Source organism: Weissella cibaria KACC 11862, assembly GCF_000193635.1.
Taxonomy (GTDB): Bacteria; Bacillota; Bacilli; order Lactobacillales; family Lactobacillaceae; genus Weissella; species Weissella cibaria.
This window is the reverse complement of sequence record NZ_AEKT01000018.1, coordinates 22,861-38,817: the sequence shown is the minus strand read 5'-3', so window position 1 is coordinate 38,817 and position 15,957 is coordinate 22,861. Positions and strand designations below refer to the sequence as shown.

Sequence of the window (15,957 nt, the reverse complement as noted above, 5' to 3'; positions counted from 1 at the left end):
AGATATGAATCTCACGCGTTTTATTGTGATTAGGCATCTAATTGGGCTTCAAGTTGTTGGACGGCAGCTTGTACCGCGTCCCATGGTGCGCCAACGACTGGTGAGTACGTTAAATCCAGGTCGCTGAAGGCTTCCACGGTCATGTCGTTATAAATGGCAGTCGCAAAAATGTCGGCTCGTTTGGCAACTTCACTGCCGTATTTACCAACCAATTGCGCGCCTAACAGGCGATGTGTTTGGCGATCAGCGGTGATGCGAATTGTAATTTTTTCAGCACCGGGATAGTACCCCTTGTGATCATCCACCACCGCAGTTGTTGTGATTGGGGTGTAACCGGCCTGCGTAGCTTCAGTAGGTAACAAACCAGTCCGGGCAGCAATCACATCGAAGGCGCGCAATACTTGTGATCCAATAATCCCGGCAAAGTGGGTTTGACGTCCCACGATATTCGCACCAGCAACGCGCCCTTGTTTGTGGGCCGTCGTCCCAAGTGGCAAATAGGTATCACCAAGGAGGCGGTGTTTCGTTTGGACTAAATCACCTGCTGCGTAAATATCGGGTAAGTTAGTTTGCATGCGGTCGTTCACAATCACGGCATGATTAGTTGTGACTTCAGCGCCGGCTTCCTCAAGCAATGTACTGTTTGGCCGCACACCGACAACAACCAGGACAAAATCAAAAGTTTCGTCGGTAGCCCCACCGATTAAACGGTAACCAGTTGGTGTTTGGGCAATTTCGGTAACGGTAGCGTTGGTGAAAACCTGCACGCCGTTTTGCGTCAATGCGTCATTAATTGGCGTTGCAAGATCGGCGTCGATGGTCGATAGTACTTCGGACCCTCGTTGAAATAACGAGACGGCGACATCACGGTGTGTGAGAGCTTCCGCCATTTCGATGCCCACGTACCCCGCACCAATGATAGCTGCCCGTTTTGGCTGGTGTTGCACCAATTGTGCTTCGATGTCAAAGAAATCACCCATGGTGTGTAGGACGTGGATACCGTCGCCTACGCCAGTAAGTGGCAATTCTTTGGGTACTGCGCCTGTCCCTACCATTAAGTGTTGGTAAGCAAAAGTGACGGCTTCCTCACCACGTGTGGCAGTGACCGTGTGGGCGGTTGGATTAATGGCAGTTGCCCAAGTGTTCATGTAAAAGTCAATTTGGTACGCCTCTAAATCTTTGACCGTTCGATGCGCCAAATTTTGCCAAGCGGAAACTTCCTTGCTGACCGCGTATGGAATACCACAGATTGAAAGGTTTGGGAATTCGTCAGCAAGGACTATCGTAATTTGGATGTCCTTGTTGAGCTCACGGGCACGTAAAGCTGCCGAGATACCAGCGTCACTCCCGCCAATAATGAGCAGGTCAGTTTGGATGTTGGCCATGTCATAATCCTCTTATTTTCTAATAGTGTGTTAATTATATCAAAAAAGCTACCAGCTTAACCCAGATGCTGTGGTTGAGCTGGTAGCGATTCAGATTACATCATTTCAATGAGGACAACCCCCACAATCATAATGACTAGGCCAATAATTTTGATTGGGGTAATCCGGTTTTTAAAGGCGCCGAGTAGGCCGAATTGATCAATGCTAAGACTGCCGATGACTTGACCTAACAAAGCCAAGACCACAACCGTACCGGTCCCAATCTTGGGTACCAAGAAGGCGTTTGAGAAAATGTAGATGGCACCTAGAAAACCACCCAACCAAATCCACCAAGGGGTCTTATTGCGGGCCAAGTTGGCCACGTTAGGCAAACTCCGTTGGGCTAAACTAACAATGAATAGCAGGATTGAGCCGATGACAAATGATACCCAAGCGGCATGTAATGGTGAGGCTAACATGCCACCAAACCGGCCGTTAATGGCAGCTTGTACTGCCAGCATGGCACCAACGATGACGCCGGTTAATTGCCATAACCAGCGTAACTTAACGGGTGCATGTTCGTTGTCTTCCATCTTGTCGCGACTCAGATAGCCGGGTAAGACCACAACGACTAACACACCAATAATTAGGAGCACCACGCCGACCAATCGCATGGCTGACAAGGCGTGGTGATCAGCCCCAAAGAGACCAAAATTATCAATGACCATACTCATGAGAATCTGCCCCATGATGGGCATAATAACGGTTTGGACACTGCCTAAGATGGGGAACAATAGAATGTTGGTGGTCAAACCAATCATTCCTAAGACCCCGCCGAGGTAAGCCCACCAAGGAATAGTGGCAACTTGGTGACTGGTTAAGAGTAGCTGCCCACCACTAGCAAAAATGACAATGGTCAAGAAGACTGTTCCGATGAGAAATGAAATTAATGATGATAGAAATGGTGAAATGACATATTGCCGTAGCTTGGAATTAACGGCCGTCTGAAACGGTGTTAGGCTACCCGCGATAATACCCATTAATAAGTACTGCATAGTAACGCCCCCCTCTTTGGTTAAAAACCTTATAACATCATTTTAGTCTTTTCTGGCAAGATGGCACGAAAAAGGCCAATATATTTTTTCAGTTTTTGCGTTTCATGTGAAACAGCGTCACAAAATAAAAAAGCGTGCGGGGATTGTGGTTTTCCCGCATGCTTTAGTTAAAATACTTTTTGAAAGCGTTTTCAATACATAATAAATCATGTTTCACGTGAAACTTTCATAAAATTTAATGTCATTTTGTAAGATTTCTTTTGGTTAAACGATATAAGTCGCCGAATCAAAATATAATATCAATACAAATAACGGTTAAACGCTTTATTTGTGATAAGGCGATCCTTGATTGATCATGAAGGCACGGTAGATTTGTTCAGTCAAAACCAAACGCATCAATTGGTGTGGCAAAGTAAAGCGACCAAAACTAATTTGTGTATTAGCACGGGCAATGACTTCTGGCGCTAAGCCCAGTGAACCACCGATGACAAAGGTTAAATCTGAATCGCCACGTAGCGCTAATTTATCAATTTCAGCGGCAAGTTCTTCACTACTGCGTTCCTTCCCTTTAATGGCGAGGGCAAAAACATATTCCTTATCTTTAATCTTGCTAAGAATACGTTCCCCTTCCTTGGCCATTACCTGATCCATTTGGGCTTGCGAAAGTTGTTCGGGCGCCTTCTCATCTGGGACCTCGATTACTTCAAATTTTGCAAACTTTTGTAAACGCTTGGCGTATTCTGCAATACCATCTTTCAAATATTTTTCCTTTAGCTTGCCAACGCCGATGATTTTTACGTTCATGGTCTTTACCTTTCCTTAATCAAATTAGTGCTTTCTTCGAAGTTTTAAACAGGTGTGGATAACTGCTTAAACAAATCGCAACTTTTGGCTTATCCACATGTTAAAAACGGGCTGTGGATATCTAACAAACCTTATTATATCAAAGTTTAGAGCGATTTCTGGGGAAAGTTATCCACATTTATCCACAGAATGGGTGTTTTAGTGTGTAAAACTGTTAAAACGTTGCAATATCGGCCTTTAGTCACAAAAACATGCCAAAAAATCCACAGATCGCTGCGGACTAAAAATAGTTTTGCACACCCTGGAATTTGTTGAAAACTAAAGATACAAAAATTGATAACATGTAAGTTTGCAACATTCGTTATTAAGCGCATTTTATGAATGAACAACCGATATAAAGGCGTGTAAATCGCCCAAAGACGAACGATAACGCGAAATAACATTCTGTTAGCTATAAAAACCCGTTACTGATTAAGGTTAAACTTAACGTTCGGTTGAAAATGCCCTTATATGGGCGTTTTGCATGTAGCAAGCATTTACACACAAGTTATCCACACTGAGTTTTCCCCCGTGGATAGTGGGTTTCGTTGCACAAATCGGGCTTTTTTCCACAAGTTTTCCACAGGATGTGGGTAAAACAGTTTATTTTTACCATTTTTATCCACAAAAATCTGTGCAAAACTAAGCCTCAACTCCTGTATAATAAAGAAAGTTGGGGGATACTTAACTTATGAGAAAATTACTTAGCAAAATGACCCCGCCACAAATTTTGACCCTTGGATTTTTAGTCATTATTTTCGCTGGCGCGGGCATTTTGATGTTACCAATATCGCAGAAAGCGGGGGTAACGGTTCATTATATGGACGCCTTGTTCACCGCCGTTTCGGCAACGGCGATTACAGGTTTGACGGTGTTAGACACAGCGTCGACCTGGTCACTGTTTGGGCATATTGTCCTTTTGGTGATGATTGAAATTGGCGCGCTTGGGTTCATGACGTTTGCGGTGTTGTTGTTTGCGATTACCGGACAACGCTTGGATTTAAAAGCGCGACTCATGGCCCAACAGGCCTTAAACCTAGGCAGTTTAGCCGATGTGAAAAGTGTGTTATCGTACGTCTTCTCACTGTCAGCGGTTATTCAATTACTAGGTGCGGTCCTGATGATGCCGGACTTCATTCCCCGCTTCGGCGCCAGCCACGGTATTTTCTTAAGCATCGCGTCGTCAATTTCAGCATTTGGAAATGCGGGTTTTACATTCTTTGACGAACCAGTCTTCTTTATACGGAATGATCCGTATATTCTGGTTGTTTGGATGTTGCTGATATCGGCTGGATCACTGGGGTTCCTGGTTTGGCGTGATTTATTACTTTATCGCAAGCAGCGTCGCTTGAGTTTGCACACCCGGGTGGCCTTGCACGTGTCAGCCTGGTTAACCGGTTTAGCGTTTGTTTTCTTCTTATTCACGGAAAAAGTGCTAACGCCATTAGCTGGGTCAACGTCACTTTGGCATCGCATCATGGACACCTTGTTTTTAGCTGTTGTGCCAAGAACTGCGGGGTTGGAAGTTGTGCCATTACGTGATTTAACGGCCGCTGGTCTGATGATTATCATGTTGCTCATGTTTGTTGGTGGAACGCCAGGATCAACTTCTGGTGGTATTAAAACAACGACGCTGGGAATTTTATGGTTGCAATCAATGGCAGCGCTACGTGGCCAGGAGCAAGTTAATTTTGGTGGTCGGCGCTTCAGTCAAAAAGTGGTCATTAAGGCCATGATGTTAGCAGTGATATCTATTGTGTTTGTCATTGGTGTGTCGCTCTTCTTGAGTATTACCGAAACGATTCCGAAGGGCGAAGGCTTAGAATATATTGTGTTTGAGGTTATTTCAGCCTTTTCAACAACCGGTTTTTCACTGGGATTAACGCCCCATTTAACAACGTTGGGGAAAATTGTCATTATGATGGTCATGTTCATTGGTCGTGTCGGCTTGTACACGGTGATGTTTTCCGTGATGAATATTCGCGAAAAGCCAACCAGTTTTCAATATCCGACCGAGGAAGTTATCATCGGGTAAATTTACTTATCAACCGCTGTGCTAAATTGCATGGCGGTTTTTTGTTACAAATAACATCTAAAACGATTGTTTTTGACATTAAGAACACAAAAATTTCAAAAATATGACAGAAAACTTTCGCATATTATACGATGTATGATATTGTATTTAGGTGATAAGAAATATTTTTGGGGGATATGTGATATGCGTAAGCGCGTTAAATTAGGGATAGTGTTGGTACCATTAGGGGCCGCAGTCATCGGCGGAACAGTCTTGTATGTGACTGATCATCAGGCAACAAAAGAGGCCGGGACGCCAACCTATCAGGTGGCAACGGTGAAACAGTCAACCTTTACGGTGGCTGGCAAGGTGGCACCAGTAGCCCAGCAACAATTAACGATTCCTGAGGGGAAAGTGCAACAATTGAACGTTGCCAATGGTGATACCGTCACCGCTGGTCAGGTGTTGCTAACGACTTTTTTGGATAAATCAATGGACTTAGCTGAGCAACAAGCAACCCTTGATAAGGGCAATCGGGTAGCGACAAGTGCGCAAAACACAATTAATCAATTGACACAGCAACTGCACCAGTTGCCTGCAGATGATCCAACACGGGCAGACTTGGACTCGCAATTGCGTGATGCAAAAAGCAATTTAGCTGATGCACAGGCGGATGTGCAAACGAGTCAGCAAGTATTACAGCGTGGACAAAATAGTCAGTATGGTCAGGTGACGGCCCCGTACGATGGACGAATTTCAGTAAGTTATGATCAGAGCGGTAAAGTACAATTGGCCATTACCGGTTCGGGACTACAAGCAACTGGTTTGGTTAGTGAGTACGACTACGACAAAGTCAAAGATCACCGCGATGTTGCCATTAAGGCTTTAGCAACGAAACACGAAGCAAAAACCACCCTTAATTTCTTATCGACCAATCCGGCGAAAGAAAGCAGTAAAAATATGGCGCGATACGCATTTACAACGGATAACTTGGATGCGACGCAATTTATGAATGGTCAATCACTGACAATCACAGTGCCGCAAGATGGGATTCGGGTACCAACGGCAGCTGTTAAACACGGCCATGTGTATCGCTACGTTGCGGGTAAAGCCCGTAAGACGCCAGTGACAACTGAAAAGCGGGATGGTTATTTAGTTGTCACGGCCGGCCTACAAGCTAAGGAACGCATTATTATGAACCCGGATAATAAGTTAAAAGATGCGGCACAGGTGGCGATTAGTGATTAATTTAAAAAATATCAATAAGTCGTATAGCCAAGGTGGCAATCAATTTCATGTCTTGCATGATATTAATTTGGCGATTGATGCTGGTGAATATGTCTCAATTATTGGCCAATCAGGATCAGGTAAGTCGACGTTAATTAACATTATTGGCTTTTTAGATGATCAATTTGAAGGTGAGTATCAATTTAATGACACACAAATTCAAACATTAAAACGAGCGGAATTAACGCCTTTCCGTAATGCCAGCGTGGGGTTTATTTTTCAAAATTTCAAGCTGATTCGGACGATGTCGGTGAGCGATAACATTGCCCTCCCCTTACTTTATGCCGGTGAAAAACGACGCCAAGTGCAGGCCCGGATTGATGAACAGTTAACACGGGTTGGGCTGCCTGACGTAGGTGATAAGCTCCCCACCGCCCTATCTGGTGGACAACAACAGCGTGTGTCAATTGCGCGTGCGTTGGTTGCCAATCCAAGTTTTCTGATTGCGGACGAGCCAACAGGTGCATTAGATAGTCGGACCTCAGCCGAAATTATGCAACTCTTTAAAGAGTTGAACGACCAAGGCACAACGATTATCTTAGTCACACACGATCCTAATGTGGCCGCAGCAACGAAGCGGACGGTTGAAATTCTAGATGGTCGCATTATTGCAGATTCGGAGGTGTCATCATGAGATTTTCTGAATTAGTGAAGGCATCATGGCATGCCTTGATTGCTAATCCGAAGCGGAGTTTTTTAACCACTATCGGGATTATCATTGGCATTGCGTCAGTCGTCACGATTATGTCACTAGGTGCGGGTGTTAAAAAACAGATGCTACGGGATTTAGATACGACCCAAACCGGGCAACAAACGGCGGAGATTTACTACAATTCACGCGATATGTTTTTAAATGAACCGGGCTTTGACAATCGGGATGTCACTATGTTGATGGACGCTAATCTCAAGGGCGTTGCGAAGGTCGAAATTTTGCAACAAACGAAGAAAATTGGCATGACCGCGATTATTAATGATAGTCAGCAAGCGATGACGGCGGATTTGGTTAACAAGCCCGTTAAACAACCAATTGTTGCGGGTCAAAATTTGACGACTTACGATTTTGAAGTGAAGAATCCAGTTATGTTGATGTCGGATAAGTTAGCAACCAAGATGTATACGACGGCTGCGAATGCCGTCGGGACTTCGGTTACGGTCCAGCAAACAACGTATACGGTTATTGGGGTTTATCATAATAAAGCTGCCGATGCACGGTTGCCGAAGCCCTTGTATCTTAACTCGAGTACCGGGAAACAAGGTAATGGGATTAAGCTGACTTTTAAACCAGGCGCTCAGGTAAGTGTGGGTGCCAAACAGGCGCTGCATCAACTGAAAAAATCAGGTAGTCATCATCGTGATGGTCGCTATGAATATATCGATATGGGCAAATTGCTGAAAGGGATTAGCAAATCGATTTCAGGAATTACCTACTTTGTGGCGGCAATTGCGGGTATTTCATTGTTTATTGCCGGGATTGGTGTGATGAATATGATGTACATTTCAGTTTCTGAACGTACACAAGAAATTGGTGTGCGCCTGGCATTAGGGGCGACACCTAAAAATATCATGATGCAATTCCTGCTAGAAGCGATTATATTAACGGTTTCGGGTGGTGTCATCGGCCTAGTTATTGGCACAAGCGTGGCAGCTGTTGCATCGATGGCGATGCCGTTCAGAGCGATTGTCACCCCCGCTTCGGTTGCGTTAGCGTTTGGCGTTTCAACGGCCGTAGGAATTGTGTTTGGCCTGCTACCAGCTAAGCAAGCAGCGAATAAGAACTTAATTGATATCTTGCGCTAGACACCTTGCAGCAATAACAAACTAATATGCAAAAAAAACGCATCCGCTTAGCGCGAATGCGTTTTTTATGTTTAAACCTAATTAACTTTCGTTTTCAACGGCCTTAACCAATAGCTTGTTTGCCAAGGCAACCCCGGCAGGCAAGAACAATGGCATGACGATCAAACTCAAGAACGCCAATCCGATGATCACGACTGTAGCAACTTCGATCAATGACAAGACCCCTGATGGAATCAAGGCTGCGAACGTACCAGCCAAAATCAATGCGGCTGATAGTACAACAGCACCGATAACGCCGGCCGCTGTAACCATTCGCATTGAGGCGTTTCCTTCGGCTTCACGGTAGCGCATCATGAGGAAGATTGAGTAATCAACTCCCAAAGCAACTAACATGATGAAACTAAAGAATGGTACATTCCATGACAATTCATTCGTGTCCATTACTTGGGCAATCAATAGTTGACCAAGGTGCAAAGCAGCACCGTATGAAAGTAATAGACCAAGCACAATCAAGATTGGCTTGATGAGTGAACGCGTGATGATAATCAACACTAACAAGATACCGGCCAACATAATGGCAGCGGTACGGATGAAGTCAGCTTCAGAAATCTTCTTCAAATCATCGTTACGAGCAGCTGTACCAGCAATCGCAACCTCTGAACCAGCTAACTTCGTGCCGCGAAGCGCGTTGGTAGCCACCTTTTGGATGTTCTTTGAAACTGGCATTGCACTACGTGAGAATGGGTTTTCATCCATAATCACTTGCAGTTGCAACGTCTTGTGATCAGCTGACATGTAACTCGTCAAAGCGCTCTTGAACGTCTTACCCTTCAAGACATCAGCTGGTACATAGAAGACTGATGTTCCCGTGTTACTCAAATCAGACAAGTAAGTTGTGGCTGTGCCCAACCCCTTACCGATTTTGTTCAAACCATCTGAACCTTCAGACAAGCCGCTTTGCAATTCCTTTGATTGGCTCTGCAAATCGCTAATGCCTTGGCTCAATTGTTGTTGACCTGATTGCAATGATGACAAACCAGATGTCAAAGCACCTGACTTGGTTGATACCTCACCAGCAGCAGATGAACCGCTGTCCAAGCTTGAGCTTAGTGTGCCGGCACCGGCTTGCATTTGGGTCAAAGCAGCTTGCAATTGGTGAACGCTGTCAGCAATTTGTGACAAGCTACTGCTCATTGATTCAGCTGATGTGACCATATCGTTGTTCATAGCACTGGCGTTGGCCAATGATTGCGAACTAGCCGTTAGTGAATCAATGTTTGAGCCAGCTGTTTGAATGGCTGATTGCACGTTACCGTTTTGGTTAACTGAGGCATCACCATTCAAGGTGTCACGAATTGACGTGAAGCCTTGATTAGCAGTGGCCAAAGCTGATTGTGCAGCGCCCAACGTGTCAGCTGTTTGACGTAAGTTAGCCGTCAAAGTTGGTACTGACGCATTTAACGTATCAATCGTTGTTGCCAAGCCGTTCACAACTGCGACGGCGTTTGACAAGTTAGATGACAATTCAGCAGCACTAGATTGACCTGATTGCATACCGCTTGTCAAAGTTGACAAAGCCCCTTGCAATTCTGAAGCACCATTTGCCAAGTCATTGGTACTTGAAGTCAATGGCGCAGCGGCTGATGCTAATTGATCAGTGCTGTTAAGTTGACTTGAAGCATCTGTCAAAGACTTGCTGATGGTCTTCGTCCCGGTCTTGGCATCGTCTAGCTTGTCTGACAAGGTAGCACTTTGTGATGCTGTGTAAAGTGACGTGATCTTTTCAGCCGTTGGACGGGTTGGTCCGGCAACGCTGGCAACCCCATTCAAGTTATTGATTTGACCAGTTAGGTTATCAATAATCGCCAAAGCTTCGTTGTTGTTCATCGCCTTCTTTGAGTGAATGTACACAGTTGCAGGTGATGCGTAGCCGGCTGGATAGTGATCTTCAATCGTTTGGACGGCTGACTTTGAGTCATACACGTCAGAAACTTCCCACAAGTCGTTAAAGTTCAATGGCTTGTTGTTTGTCACTGCCAATGGCACTGTCACCAACAAGACAGCCAAAATCGTTAGAATTGGCTTTCCAACCGCAAACGATGAAAACTTCGTCCAAAGCTTGCTAGTTTCAGGTTCGTTGAACTTCTTGCTTGGCCAGAACAACGTCTTACCAAGCAACGACATGATGGCTGGATTCAATGTGCTCATCACGAATAACATGACCAACACACCAAGAGCGACGGCGCTAGTTGCCTTGTAAAGTTGGAAGTTTGCCAAACCAAGGGCGGCGAATCCAATCAATACGGCTGTACCACTGTAGAAAATTGTACGGCCAGCTGTCTTGCGAGCAGCTAAAGCGGCGGTAACCGGATCGTCATCAATCCCTAATTGCTCACGGAAACGTGAGTACATCAGGATATTGTAGTCAGTTCCAATTCCGAATAGCACCACAACCAAGAAGACTTGGGTGAACGTTGAGAATGGGAAATTGAAGCTTTGCACCAAATTTCCGACAACGCTCAATGAGACCAAGTAGCTAATGCCGACCGTCAGTAATGAGGCGATTGGCACGATTGGTGAGCGGAATACCAAAATCAACACAACCAAAATAAAGATAATGGCAATGATTTCAGTACGCTTCACACCAGTCTGAGTCGTACTTGCGAAGTCATACGTGATCAAATCTTCACCAGTCAAACGAAGCTTCAACCCGTCAGTTGATAGCGCATCAGTCAGTGAGTTGGCCACTTCCTTGACGTTACCTTGAGACTTGTCGACACTGATTTGAACCAGCGTTGTCATACCATCCTTTGAGTTCAGACGGTTAGCAACGGACTTGCTTGTCGCAAATGACGTCAGATTAGTGATGCCATATTGCTCCTCACGTAGTTCCAAGTTCTTAAGGGTGTCCTTAAGATCCTTTTTCTCTGCCTTGCTGATTTTCTTCCCATCTGATGACGTATAAACTGCGGTCAAATCGTAAGTTTGATCGCTTCCCCCGTTGTAGATGTTACTTAGGTCAGCAGACTTCGAAGTCTGTGATGACGCAGGTAAGGAGATTTGCCCCTTTGTTTGCGCCAAATCCGACATGTTTGGCAAAAAGAGCACTGCGACGACCGCAATAATTGCCCAAATTGCTAAATACAAATATCGGATTTTCTTAAACCATTTCATGACAAAATCCTCGTATTCAATTGTATAAGTACATGTGTGATATAAAGTACACTAGATATATTCTAACATGTTACGTGTCTAAATTTAGGGGTTATTTGCGGAAAACTAGGCCCAAATTAAGTACAATTAAAGGTAAAACAGTGAACTGGATTGGGGAGTAAATGATAATGGCAGAAATTAGCTTGGTCGCGACGGATTTAGATGGGACTTTTTTAACGGACGTAAAGCGTTTTAATGAGGCCCATTTTGATCGCATTTTACAATTATTAGCGGCACAGGATGCGAGATTTATCGTGGCTAGTGGTCGCGATGAAGAGCAAATTGATAAACATTTTAAACGTTTTGCGGGGCGTTATGATTTAGTAGCTGATAACGGGGCGATTGTGAAGACTGCGGATGGTCAAACGTTGAAAGTATCAGGACTTGAAGTGCCAGAGGTAGCAACCATGATGCAAGTTGTGACCGACCTGCCCTTCGATCCCCGGCAAGGTGCCTTGTTTACCGGGCGTCACGGTGTGTATATGTTGCGTGATCAAGGTCGGCTAAATTTAGCCCATCAATCACTAGTGTTGATGATGTTTGCACATGTCACGATGATTGATAGCCTAGCGGAAATTGATGAACCAATTTTGAAAGTAACGATTGGCTATGCAGAGCATCAGACGAATCACTTTATTCAAGCTGCGCAACAAGCATTGGGTTCAGCCGCCCATGTGACGACGTCTGGGTATGGGTCAGTTGATATCGTGGCACCAGACGTGAATAAAGCCAATGGTATTAAGGTGCTGGCAGATTATTACGGGGTGACCGCTGACCAATCGTTGGTTGCATTTGGTGACGGACTAAATGATGCGGAAATGTTAGCTTTGGCAGCGCAACCGTATGCAATGAAAAATGGTGATGACTCATTGCTAGAGCGCTATCCTGCTGCCCTAGACGATAATAATAATGATGGTGTTTTGTTGACTCTCGATGAAATATTAAGAAAACAATAAGACGGCTATACGTTTCAATATGCAAGAATATGCATATTGAAACGTATTTTTGTATACAGTGATAATTCGTACAATAAGCTTCATATGCCAAGTTTGTGAACTTCACAAACTGGTTATACATAAATGTTAAGATGGCGTTAGAAAGATTTACAATTTGTTCGCATATGAAAGTTAAGATTGGGGGCATATATGGCAGTTTTAACGTTTAATGTGGCACCAGATTCAGTCATCTGCGCGGTTTATGAAGACGGCGGTTGTCGCGAACACGGGGTGTTTGAGGCGCCTGAAACTAAGGAGGCGTTGCTGCTACGAATGCAGCGTATGGCCCGCTTGTATGGTACGTTGTACGCATTAACTGGTGTTGGTGTGTCGTTGGCTAATGATCAGGATGTGGTGGCAGAAGATCTCCAAACGACGTTGCAGTTACCGGTATTGGTGACGACATGCGAAGATGAGGCCGCGCTTGCGCAGCGAACGTTAGTAGCCTTTTAGAGCGGTTTGTATTGTATTGTGAAAATATTCACGACAAAAGGTTTAGGTTTTCTAAAGGTGATAGTGAATTATATCACAAAACAGTGATAGCAAGGGTTCCCAGCGTTTTAATTCAAAAACAACCTGTCTGTTTTTAGCTAGACAGGTTGTTTTTGATTACTTTTTTAGCTGATCCATGGCGTCATTAAGCAACTGATCAACGCGGATATTCCCCGCACTCGTTGCGTGCCCCTTAACCCAAATAAATGCCAAGCGGTCTTGCACTTGCTGAACCAATTCGTAGACTTGTTGCCAAGCAGTTAGGTTTGCGATTTCACCGCTAGCTTTGCGCCAACCATTTGATTGCCAGTTGTACATCCAGTCGGTTACCGTATCTAAAACGTACTTTGAATCACTCACAATGGTTACTGGCTCACTGACCTTGGCCATTTGGAGTAAGGCGTTAATCAAACCGAGAATTTCCATCTCATTGTTTGTTCGCCCGAAAAAAGCGCCACTGTCAGTAAAGACGGGTGTTTGCATATCATCACCACGATAAATTGCGATGGCCCAGGCTGCCTTATCGGTTGGACGGACGTGGCCACCCGCTACGTTACCGGTATTCCGACTACCACCATCGGTAAAGATGTAGTAACGGCTTGGCTCGGCGTTGAACTGACCATCGTAGGCGGTTACGTATTGGCGAGCCGTGTTGCCTGACGCCCCGGTTTGATCATCAAACCACGCTTGGGCCTCGGCACGCGTGGCAAATCCCTTATACTTTGGTGCTGGTTTGGTGTGTGTATAGCGTTGCACCTCAGACCAAGGCTTGGTGTAAAGGCCTTCGAACTGATTGCCAACGATTGCATAGGTCTTCATGTTTTCTTCCCCGAATCTCAATTGTTATCTACTAATGATAGCGTAAATTAAGCAGGAACGGTATTATTCAATTCTCATACTTATTCATGGGGGATTATGGATGTTTAACTATTATTTAACGTACCAACCAGATATACCAGTGGGCATTGGATTTGGTCAATTTTCGGGCACACATCTCACGGTATTAGGCGTGTTGGCGATTGGCATTTATTATTTGGTACATCGCTATCAACGCTTGACGTTGGCCGGGCGGCGCCATCAACGTTGGAGGATTGCGTTGGCAATTTGGACGATGGAATTATTTAAGGATATTTATTTAGCAACAACCGGACAGTGGGACCCTAATCTACTGCCATTTCATTTATGTGGGTTTGGGTTAATGATGGTTGCAATTGATGCTATCCGGCCAAATAAAACAACCCAGACCATTTTATACAGTTTGACAATTTGGGGTGCCGTTGCGGCAGAAATTTTCCCGGATTGGGCGTATTATCCACTCTTAAATCAATGGGCGTTACAAAGTTTTGTGATTCACGCGTTGTTGATTACGTATCCGTTAATGTTGATGGTGAGCGGTGAAATGGTGCCAAATTGGCGTGATTTGTGGCGGTCAGTAGTCTTCTTATGTGGCGCGGTGCCGTTTGTCTTGTGGGTCAACGCGCGGCTGCAGACGAATTTCTTCTTTTTAAATACAGCAGCACCGGGGTCGCCACTTGAGCCATTGCAGCATATGTTCGGTCATGGGGCGTTGTACATTAGTGTGATTATCATGTTGTTGGGTGTGCTTTGGGTGGTGATGTATTTGCCATGGGCCTTGGCACCAAGGCGCAAACCAATTTTGGCATAAACCACGTTAACATCGGGTTCAGCCTCTCGGAACACGTTTAAAAACCGCAAATACGCCGACTTTGAATCAGCGTATTTGCGGTTTTTGACGATGCTGCGTTAGAGTGGAATTTTTAAATCGGTTGCTGGCGTAATCAGGTGTGTTTTTTTAACAAAAACGACCGTCATTAGCCAGGCGGTCAATACGGGCGCTGCCACGTAGGCTAAGCTAATGCGCCAAATTAAGCCGTCATGACCGGAAACTTGCCAAGCAGTTAGTGGTCCGATCAAACCAGAAGCCCCGAAACCAGCGGAGAAGGGCGTACCTTGGATGTCTGCCAAGGTTGCCACACCACCAGTAATGCCGGCAGCTAGGATGACCGGAACGAATAGTAATGGCTTCTTTAAGAGATTGGCCATTTGGATTTTGGGTGAGCCAATCACATGGGCGATGGTGCCGCCAATTGGATTAACTGTAGCGCTCATCCAAGCGAGCGTTAATGCACCAGCAACAATCCCCGCATTAGCGGCGCCAGCCCCGACGCCGGCAAGATTGATTGCTGTGGCAATGCCAACCGATGATAAAGGTGACACGATCAAGGCCGCGAAAGCCATTCCTAAGATGATGCCCATGGGGAGGGGTGAAAAATGTGTCGCACTGGCAACTAGTGACCCGATAAACCCTTGAATCGTTAGCATCCAAGGTAGGGTGACGAGGCCGATACTCCCGCCGACTAAGAGCACAATGGTGGGCAAGAAAATTAATTTCAATTGGCCCAGTTTATCTTGGAGCAACAGGACTAAGCCAGCTGACAGATAGGTCACCAACATGACGTTTAGAATTGCACCGGAACCAGCTAGGGTATAGAGACCGTTGCTATTGCTATGAACCACGCCACCGGAAACGATGCTGGCTAACGCAATCGCAGCGGATTCTAGGGTGCCAAGTCGTAAGAAGGCGCCAACGGCAAAGGCCGCGATAATGGGCAACATGCTTTGGGCAACGTTGGTCATCATTGTAACGGTTGTCACCCACGGATGTTGACCGAAGAAAGTCAGTAGTTGACTGGTTAAAGCCGCGGGAATCAGCGCGATAATGATACCTAGGCTATTCCCGTTTAAGACGTTTAATGTGAAATCTTGTAAGCTGTATGTGTTTAGTCGAAATCGTTGCGTCATATTTTTTCTCCATAGCTGATGGGTCAGAAAAACCGACAACTTGTCGTCAAACAAATCGTCGGTTTGATTTGTTG

Annotated in this window: 13 protein-coding genes; 7 read left to right on the top strand and 6 right to left on the bottom strand. The window is 45.2% G+C overall.

Annotated elements, in window-relative coordinates; genetic code table 11:
• Positions 1 to 29: 29 nt before the first annotated feature.
• The 3 genes from ESE_RS0103340 to rlmH all read right to left on the bottom strand — a co-directional run bounded on the left by ESE_RS0103340 (position 30) and on the right by rlmH (position 3,223).
• Complete coding sequence (locus ESE_RS0103340) at positions 30 to 1,385, bottom strand: FAD-dependent oxidoreductase (protein WP_010371194.1); 1,356 nt, start codon at positions 1,383 to 1,385, stop codon at positions 30 to 32.
• A gap of 95 nt (positions 1,386 to 1,480) precedes the next feature.
• On the bottom strand, positions 1,481 to 2,419 hold the full coding sequence (locus tag ESE_RS0103335; protein ID WP_010371192.1) for a DMT family transporter: 939 nt from the start codon (positions 2,417 to 2,419) through the stop codon (positions 1,481 to 1,483).
• Between the two features lie 324 nt (positions 2,420 to 2,743).
• Positions 2,744 to 3,223, bottom strand: a complete 480-nt coding sequence (gene rlmH, locus ESE_RS0103330) for a 23S rRNA (pseudouridine(1915)-N(3))-methyltransferase RlmH (RefSeq protein WP_010371189.1) — start codon at positions 3,221 to 3,223, stop codon at positions 2,744 to 2,746.
• Between the two features lie 730 nt (positions 3,224 to 3,953).
• On the opposite strand from rlmH, the gene ESE_RS0103325 reads away from it, so the two are divergent.
• The 4 genes from ESE_RS0103325 to ESE_RS0103310 all read left to right on the top strand — a co-directional run bounded on the left by ESE_RS0103325 (position 3,954) and on the right by ESE_RS0103310 (position 8,360).
• Positions 3,954 to 5,297 carry a TrkH family potassium uptake protein gene (locus ESE_RS0103325; RefSeq protein ID WP_029237443.1) on the top strand — a complete coding sequence of 448 codons (1,344 nt, stop codon included), beginning with the start codon at positions 3,954 to 3,956 and terminating at the stop codon, positions 5,295 to 5,297.
• A gap of 183 nt (positions 5,298 to 5,480) precedes the next feature.
• The gene (locus ESE_RS0103320; protein WP_010371183.1) at positions 5,481 to 6,524 is read left to right on the top strand and encodes an efflux RND transporter periplasmic adaptor subunit; all 1,044 of its coding nucleotides are present in this window, start codon (positions 5,481 to 5,483) and stop codon (positions 6,522 to 6,524) included.
• The gene (locus ESE_RS0103315) at positions 6,517 to 7,197 is read left to right on the top strand and encodes an ABC transporter ATP-binding protein (protein ID WP_010371181.1); all 681 of its coding nucleotides are present in this window, start codon (positions 6,517 to 6,519) and stop codon (positions 7,195 to 7,197) included. The genes ESE_RS0103320 and ESE_RS0103315 overlap by 8 nt, the downstream gene beginning before the upstream one ends.
• Positions 7,194 to 8,360, top strand: a complete 1,167-nt coding sequence (locus ESE_RS0103310; protein WP_010371178.1) for an ABC transporter permease — start codon at positions 7,194 to 7,196, stop codon at positions 8,358 to 8,360. The genes ESE_RS0103315 and ESE_RS0103310 overlap by 4 nt, the downstream gene beginning before the upstream one ends.
• A gap of 81 nt (positions 8,361 to 8,441) precedes the next feature.
• Here the strand turns inward: ESE_RS0103310 and ESE_RS0103305 are convergent, their stop codons facing one another.
• Complete coding sequence (locus ESE_RS0103305; protein ID WP_010371176.1) at positions 8,442 to 11,534, bottom strand: MMPL family transporter; 3,093 nt, start codon at positions 11,532 to 11,534, stop codon at positions 8,442 to 8,444.
• Between the two features lie 167 nt (positions 11,535 to 11,701).
• Here ESE_RS0103305 and ESE_RS0103300 point away from each other — a divergent pair, with 167 nt between their 5' ends.
• Together ESE_RS0103300 and ESE_RS0103295 are read left to right on the top strand one after the other, a co-directional pair.
• Positions 11,702 to 12,529, top strand: coding sequence for an HAD hydrolase family protein (locus ESE_RS0103300; protein WP_010371174.1), 828 nt, complete (start codon positions 11,702 to 11,704; stop codon positions 12,527 to 12,529).
• A 189-nt stretch (positions 12,530 to 12,718) separates the two neighbouring features.
• Positions 12,719 to 13,021, top strand: a complete 303-nt coding sequence (locus ESE_RS0103295; RefSeq protein WP_010371172.1) for a hypothetical protein — start codon at positions 12,719 to 12,721, stop codon at positions 13,019 to 13,021.
• 156 nt (positions 13,022 to 13,177) lie between these two features.
• Here ESE_RS0103295 and ESE_RS0103290 read toward each other — a convergent pair whose 3' ends face one another.
• Positions 13,178 to 13,879, bottom strand: a complete 702-nt coding sequence (locus ESE_RS0103290; RefSeq protein WP_010371170.1) for a ribonuclease H family protein — start codon at positions 13,877 to 13,879, stop codon at positions 13,178 to 13,180.
• 100 nt (positions 13,880 to 13,979) lie between these two features.
• On the opposite strand from ESE_RS0103290, the gene ESE_RS0103285 reads away from it, so the two are divergent.
• A complete protein-coding gene (locus ESE_RS0103285) occupies positions 13,980 to 14,726 on the top strand; it encodes a YwaF family protein (RefSeq protein WP_010371167.1) in 747 nt (248 codons plus the stop codon).
• A gap of 98 nt (positions 14,727 to 14,824) precedes the next feature.
• Here the strand turns inward: ESE_RS0103285 and ESE_RS0103280 are convergent, their stop codons facing one another.
• Complete coding sequence (locus tag ESE_RS0103280) at positions 14,825 to 15,883, bottom strand: PTS sugar transporter subunit IIC (protein ID WP_010371164.1); 1,059 nt, start codon at positions 15,881 to 15,883, stop codon at positions 14,825 to 14,827.
• Positions 15,884 to 15,957: the final 74 nt, after the last annotated feature.

Excerpts from the sequence above, each read along its gene's own strand:
- ESE_RS0103285 (WP_010371167.1), top strand. The coding sequence starts at position 13,980 with ATGTTTAACTATTATTTAACGTACCAACCAGATATACCAGTGGGCATT.
- ESE_RS0103335 (WP_010371192.1), bottom strand. The coding sequence starts at position 2,419 with ATGCAGTACTTATTAATGGGTATTATCGCGGGTAGCCTAACACCGTTT.
- ESE_RS0103340 (WP_010371194.1), bottom strand. The coding sequence starts at position 1,385 with ATGGCCAACATCCAAACTGACCTGCTCATTATTGGCGGGAGTGACGCT.
- ESE_RS0103280 (WP_010371164.1), bottom strand. The coding sequence starts at position 15,883 with ATGACGCAACGATTTCGACTAAACACATACAGCTTACAAGATTTCACA.
- ESE_RS0103325 (WP_029237443.1), top strand. The coding sequence starts at position 3,954 with ATGAGAAAATTACTTAGCAAAATGACCCCGCCACAAATTTTGACCCTT.
- ESE_RS0103290 (WP_010371170.1), bottom strand. The coding sequence starts at position 13,879 with ATGAAGACCTATGCAATCGTTGGCAATCAGTTCGAAGGCCTTTACACC.
- ESE_RS0103310 (WP_010371178.1), top strand. The coding sequence starts at position 7,194 with ATGAGATTTTCTGAATTAGTGAAGGCATCATGGCATGCCTTGATTGCT.
- ESE_RS0103305 (WP_010371176.1), bottom strand. The coding sequence starts at position 11,534 with ATGAAATGGTTTAAGAAAATCCGATATTTGTATTTAGCAATTTGGGCA.
- ESE_RS0103295 (WP_010371172.1), top strand. The coding sequence starts at position 12,719 with ATGGCAGTTTTAACGTTTAATGTGGCACCAGATTCAGTCATCTGCGCG.
- ESE_RS0103300 (WP_010371174.1), top strand. The coding sequence starts at position 11,702 with ATGGCAGAAATTAGCTTGGTCGCGACGGATTTAGATGGGACTTTTTTA.
- rlmH (WP_010371189.1), bottom strand. The coding sequence starts at position 3,223 with ATGAACGTAAAAATCATCGGCGTTGGCAAGCTAAAGGAAAAATATTTG.
- ESE_RS0103320 (WP_010371183.1), top strand. The coding sequence starts at position 5,481 with ATGCGTAAGCGCGTTAAATTAGGGATAGTGTTGGTACCATTAGGGGCC.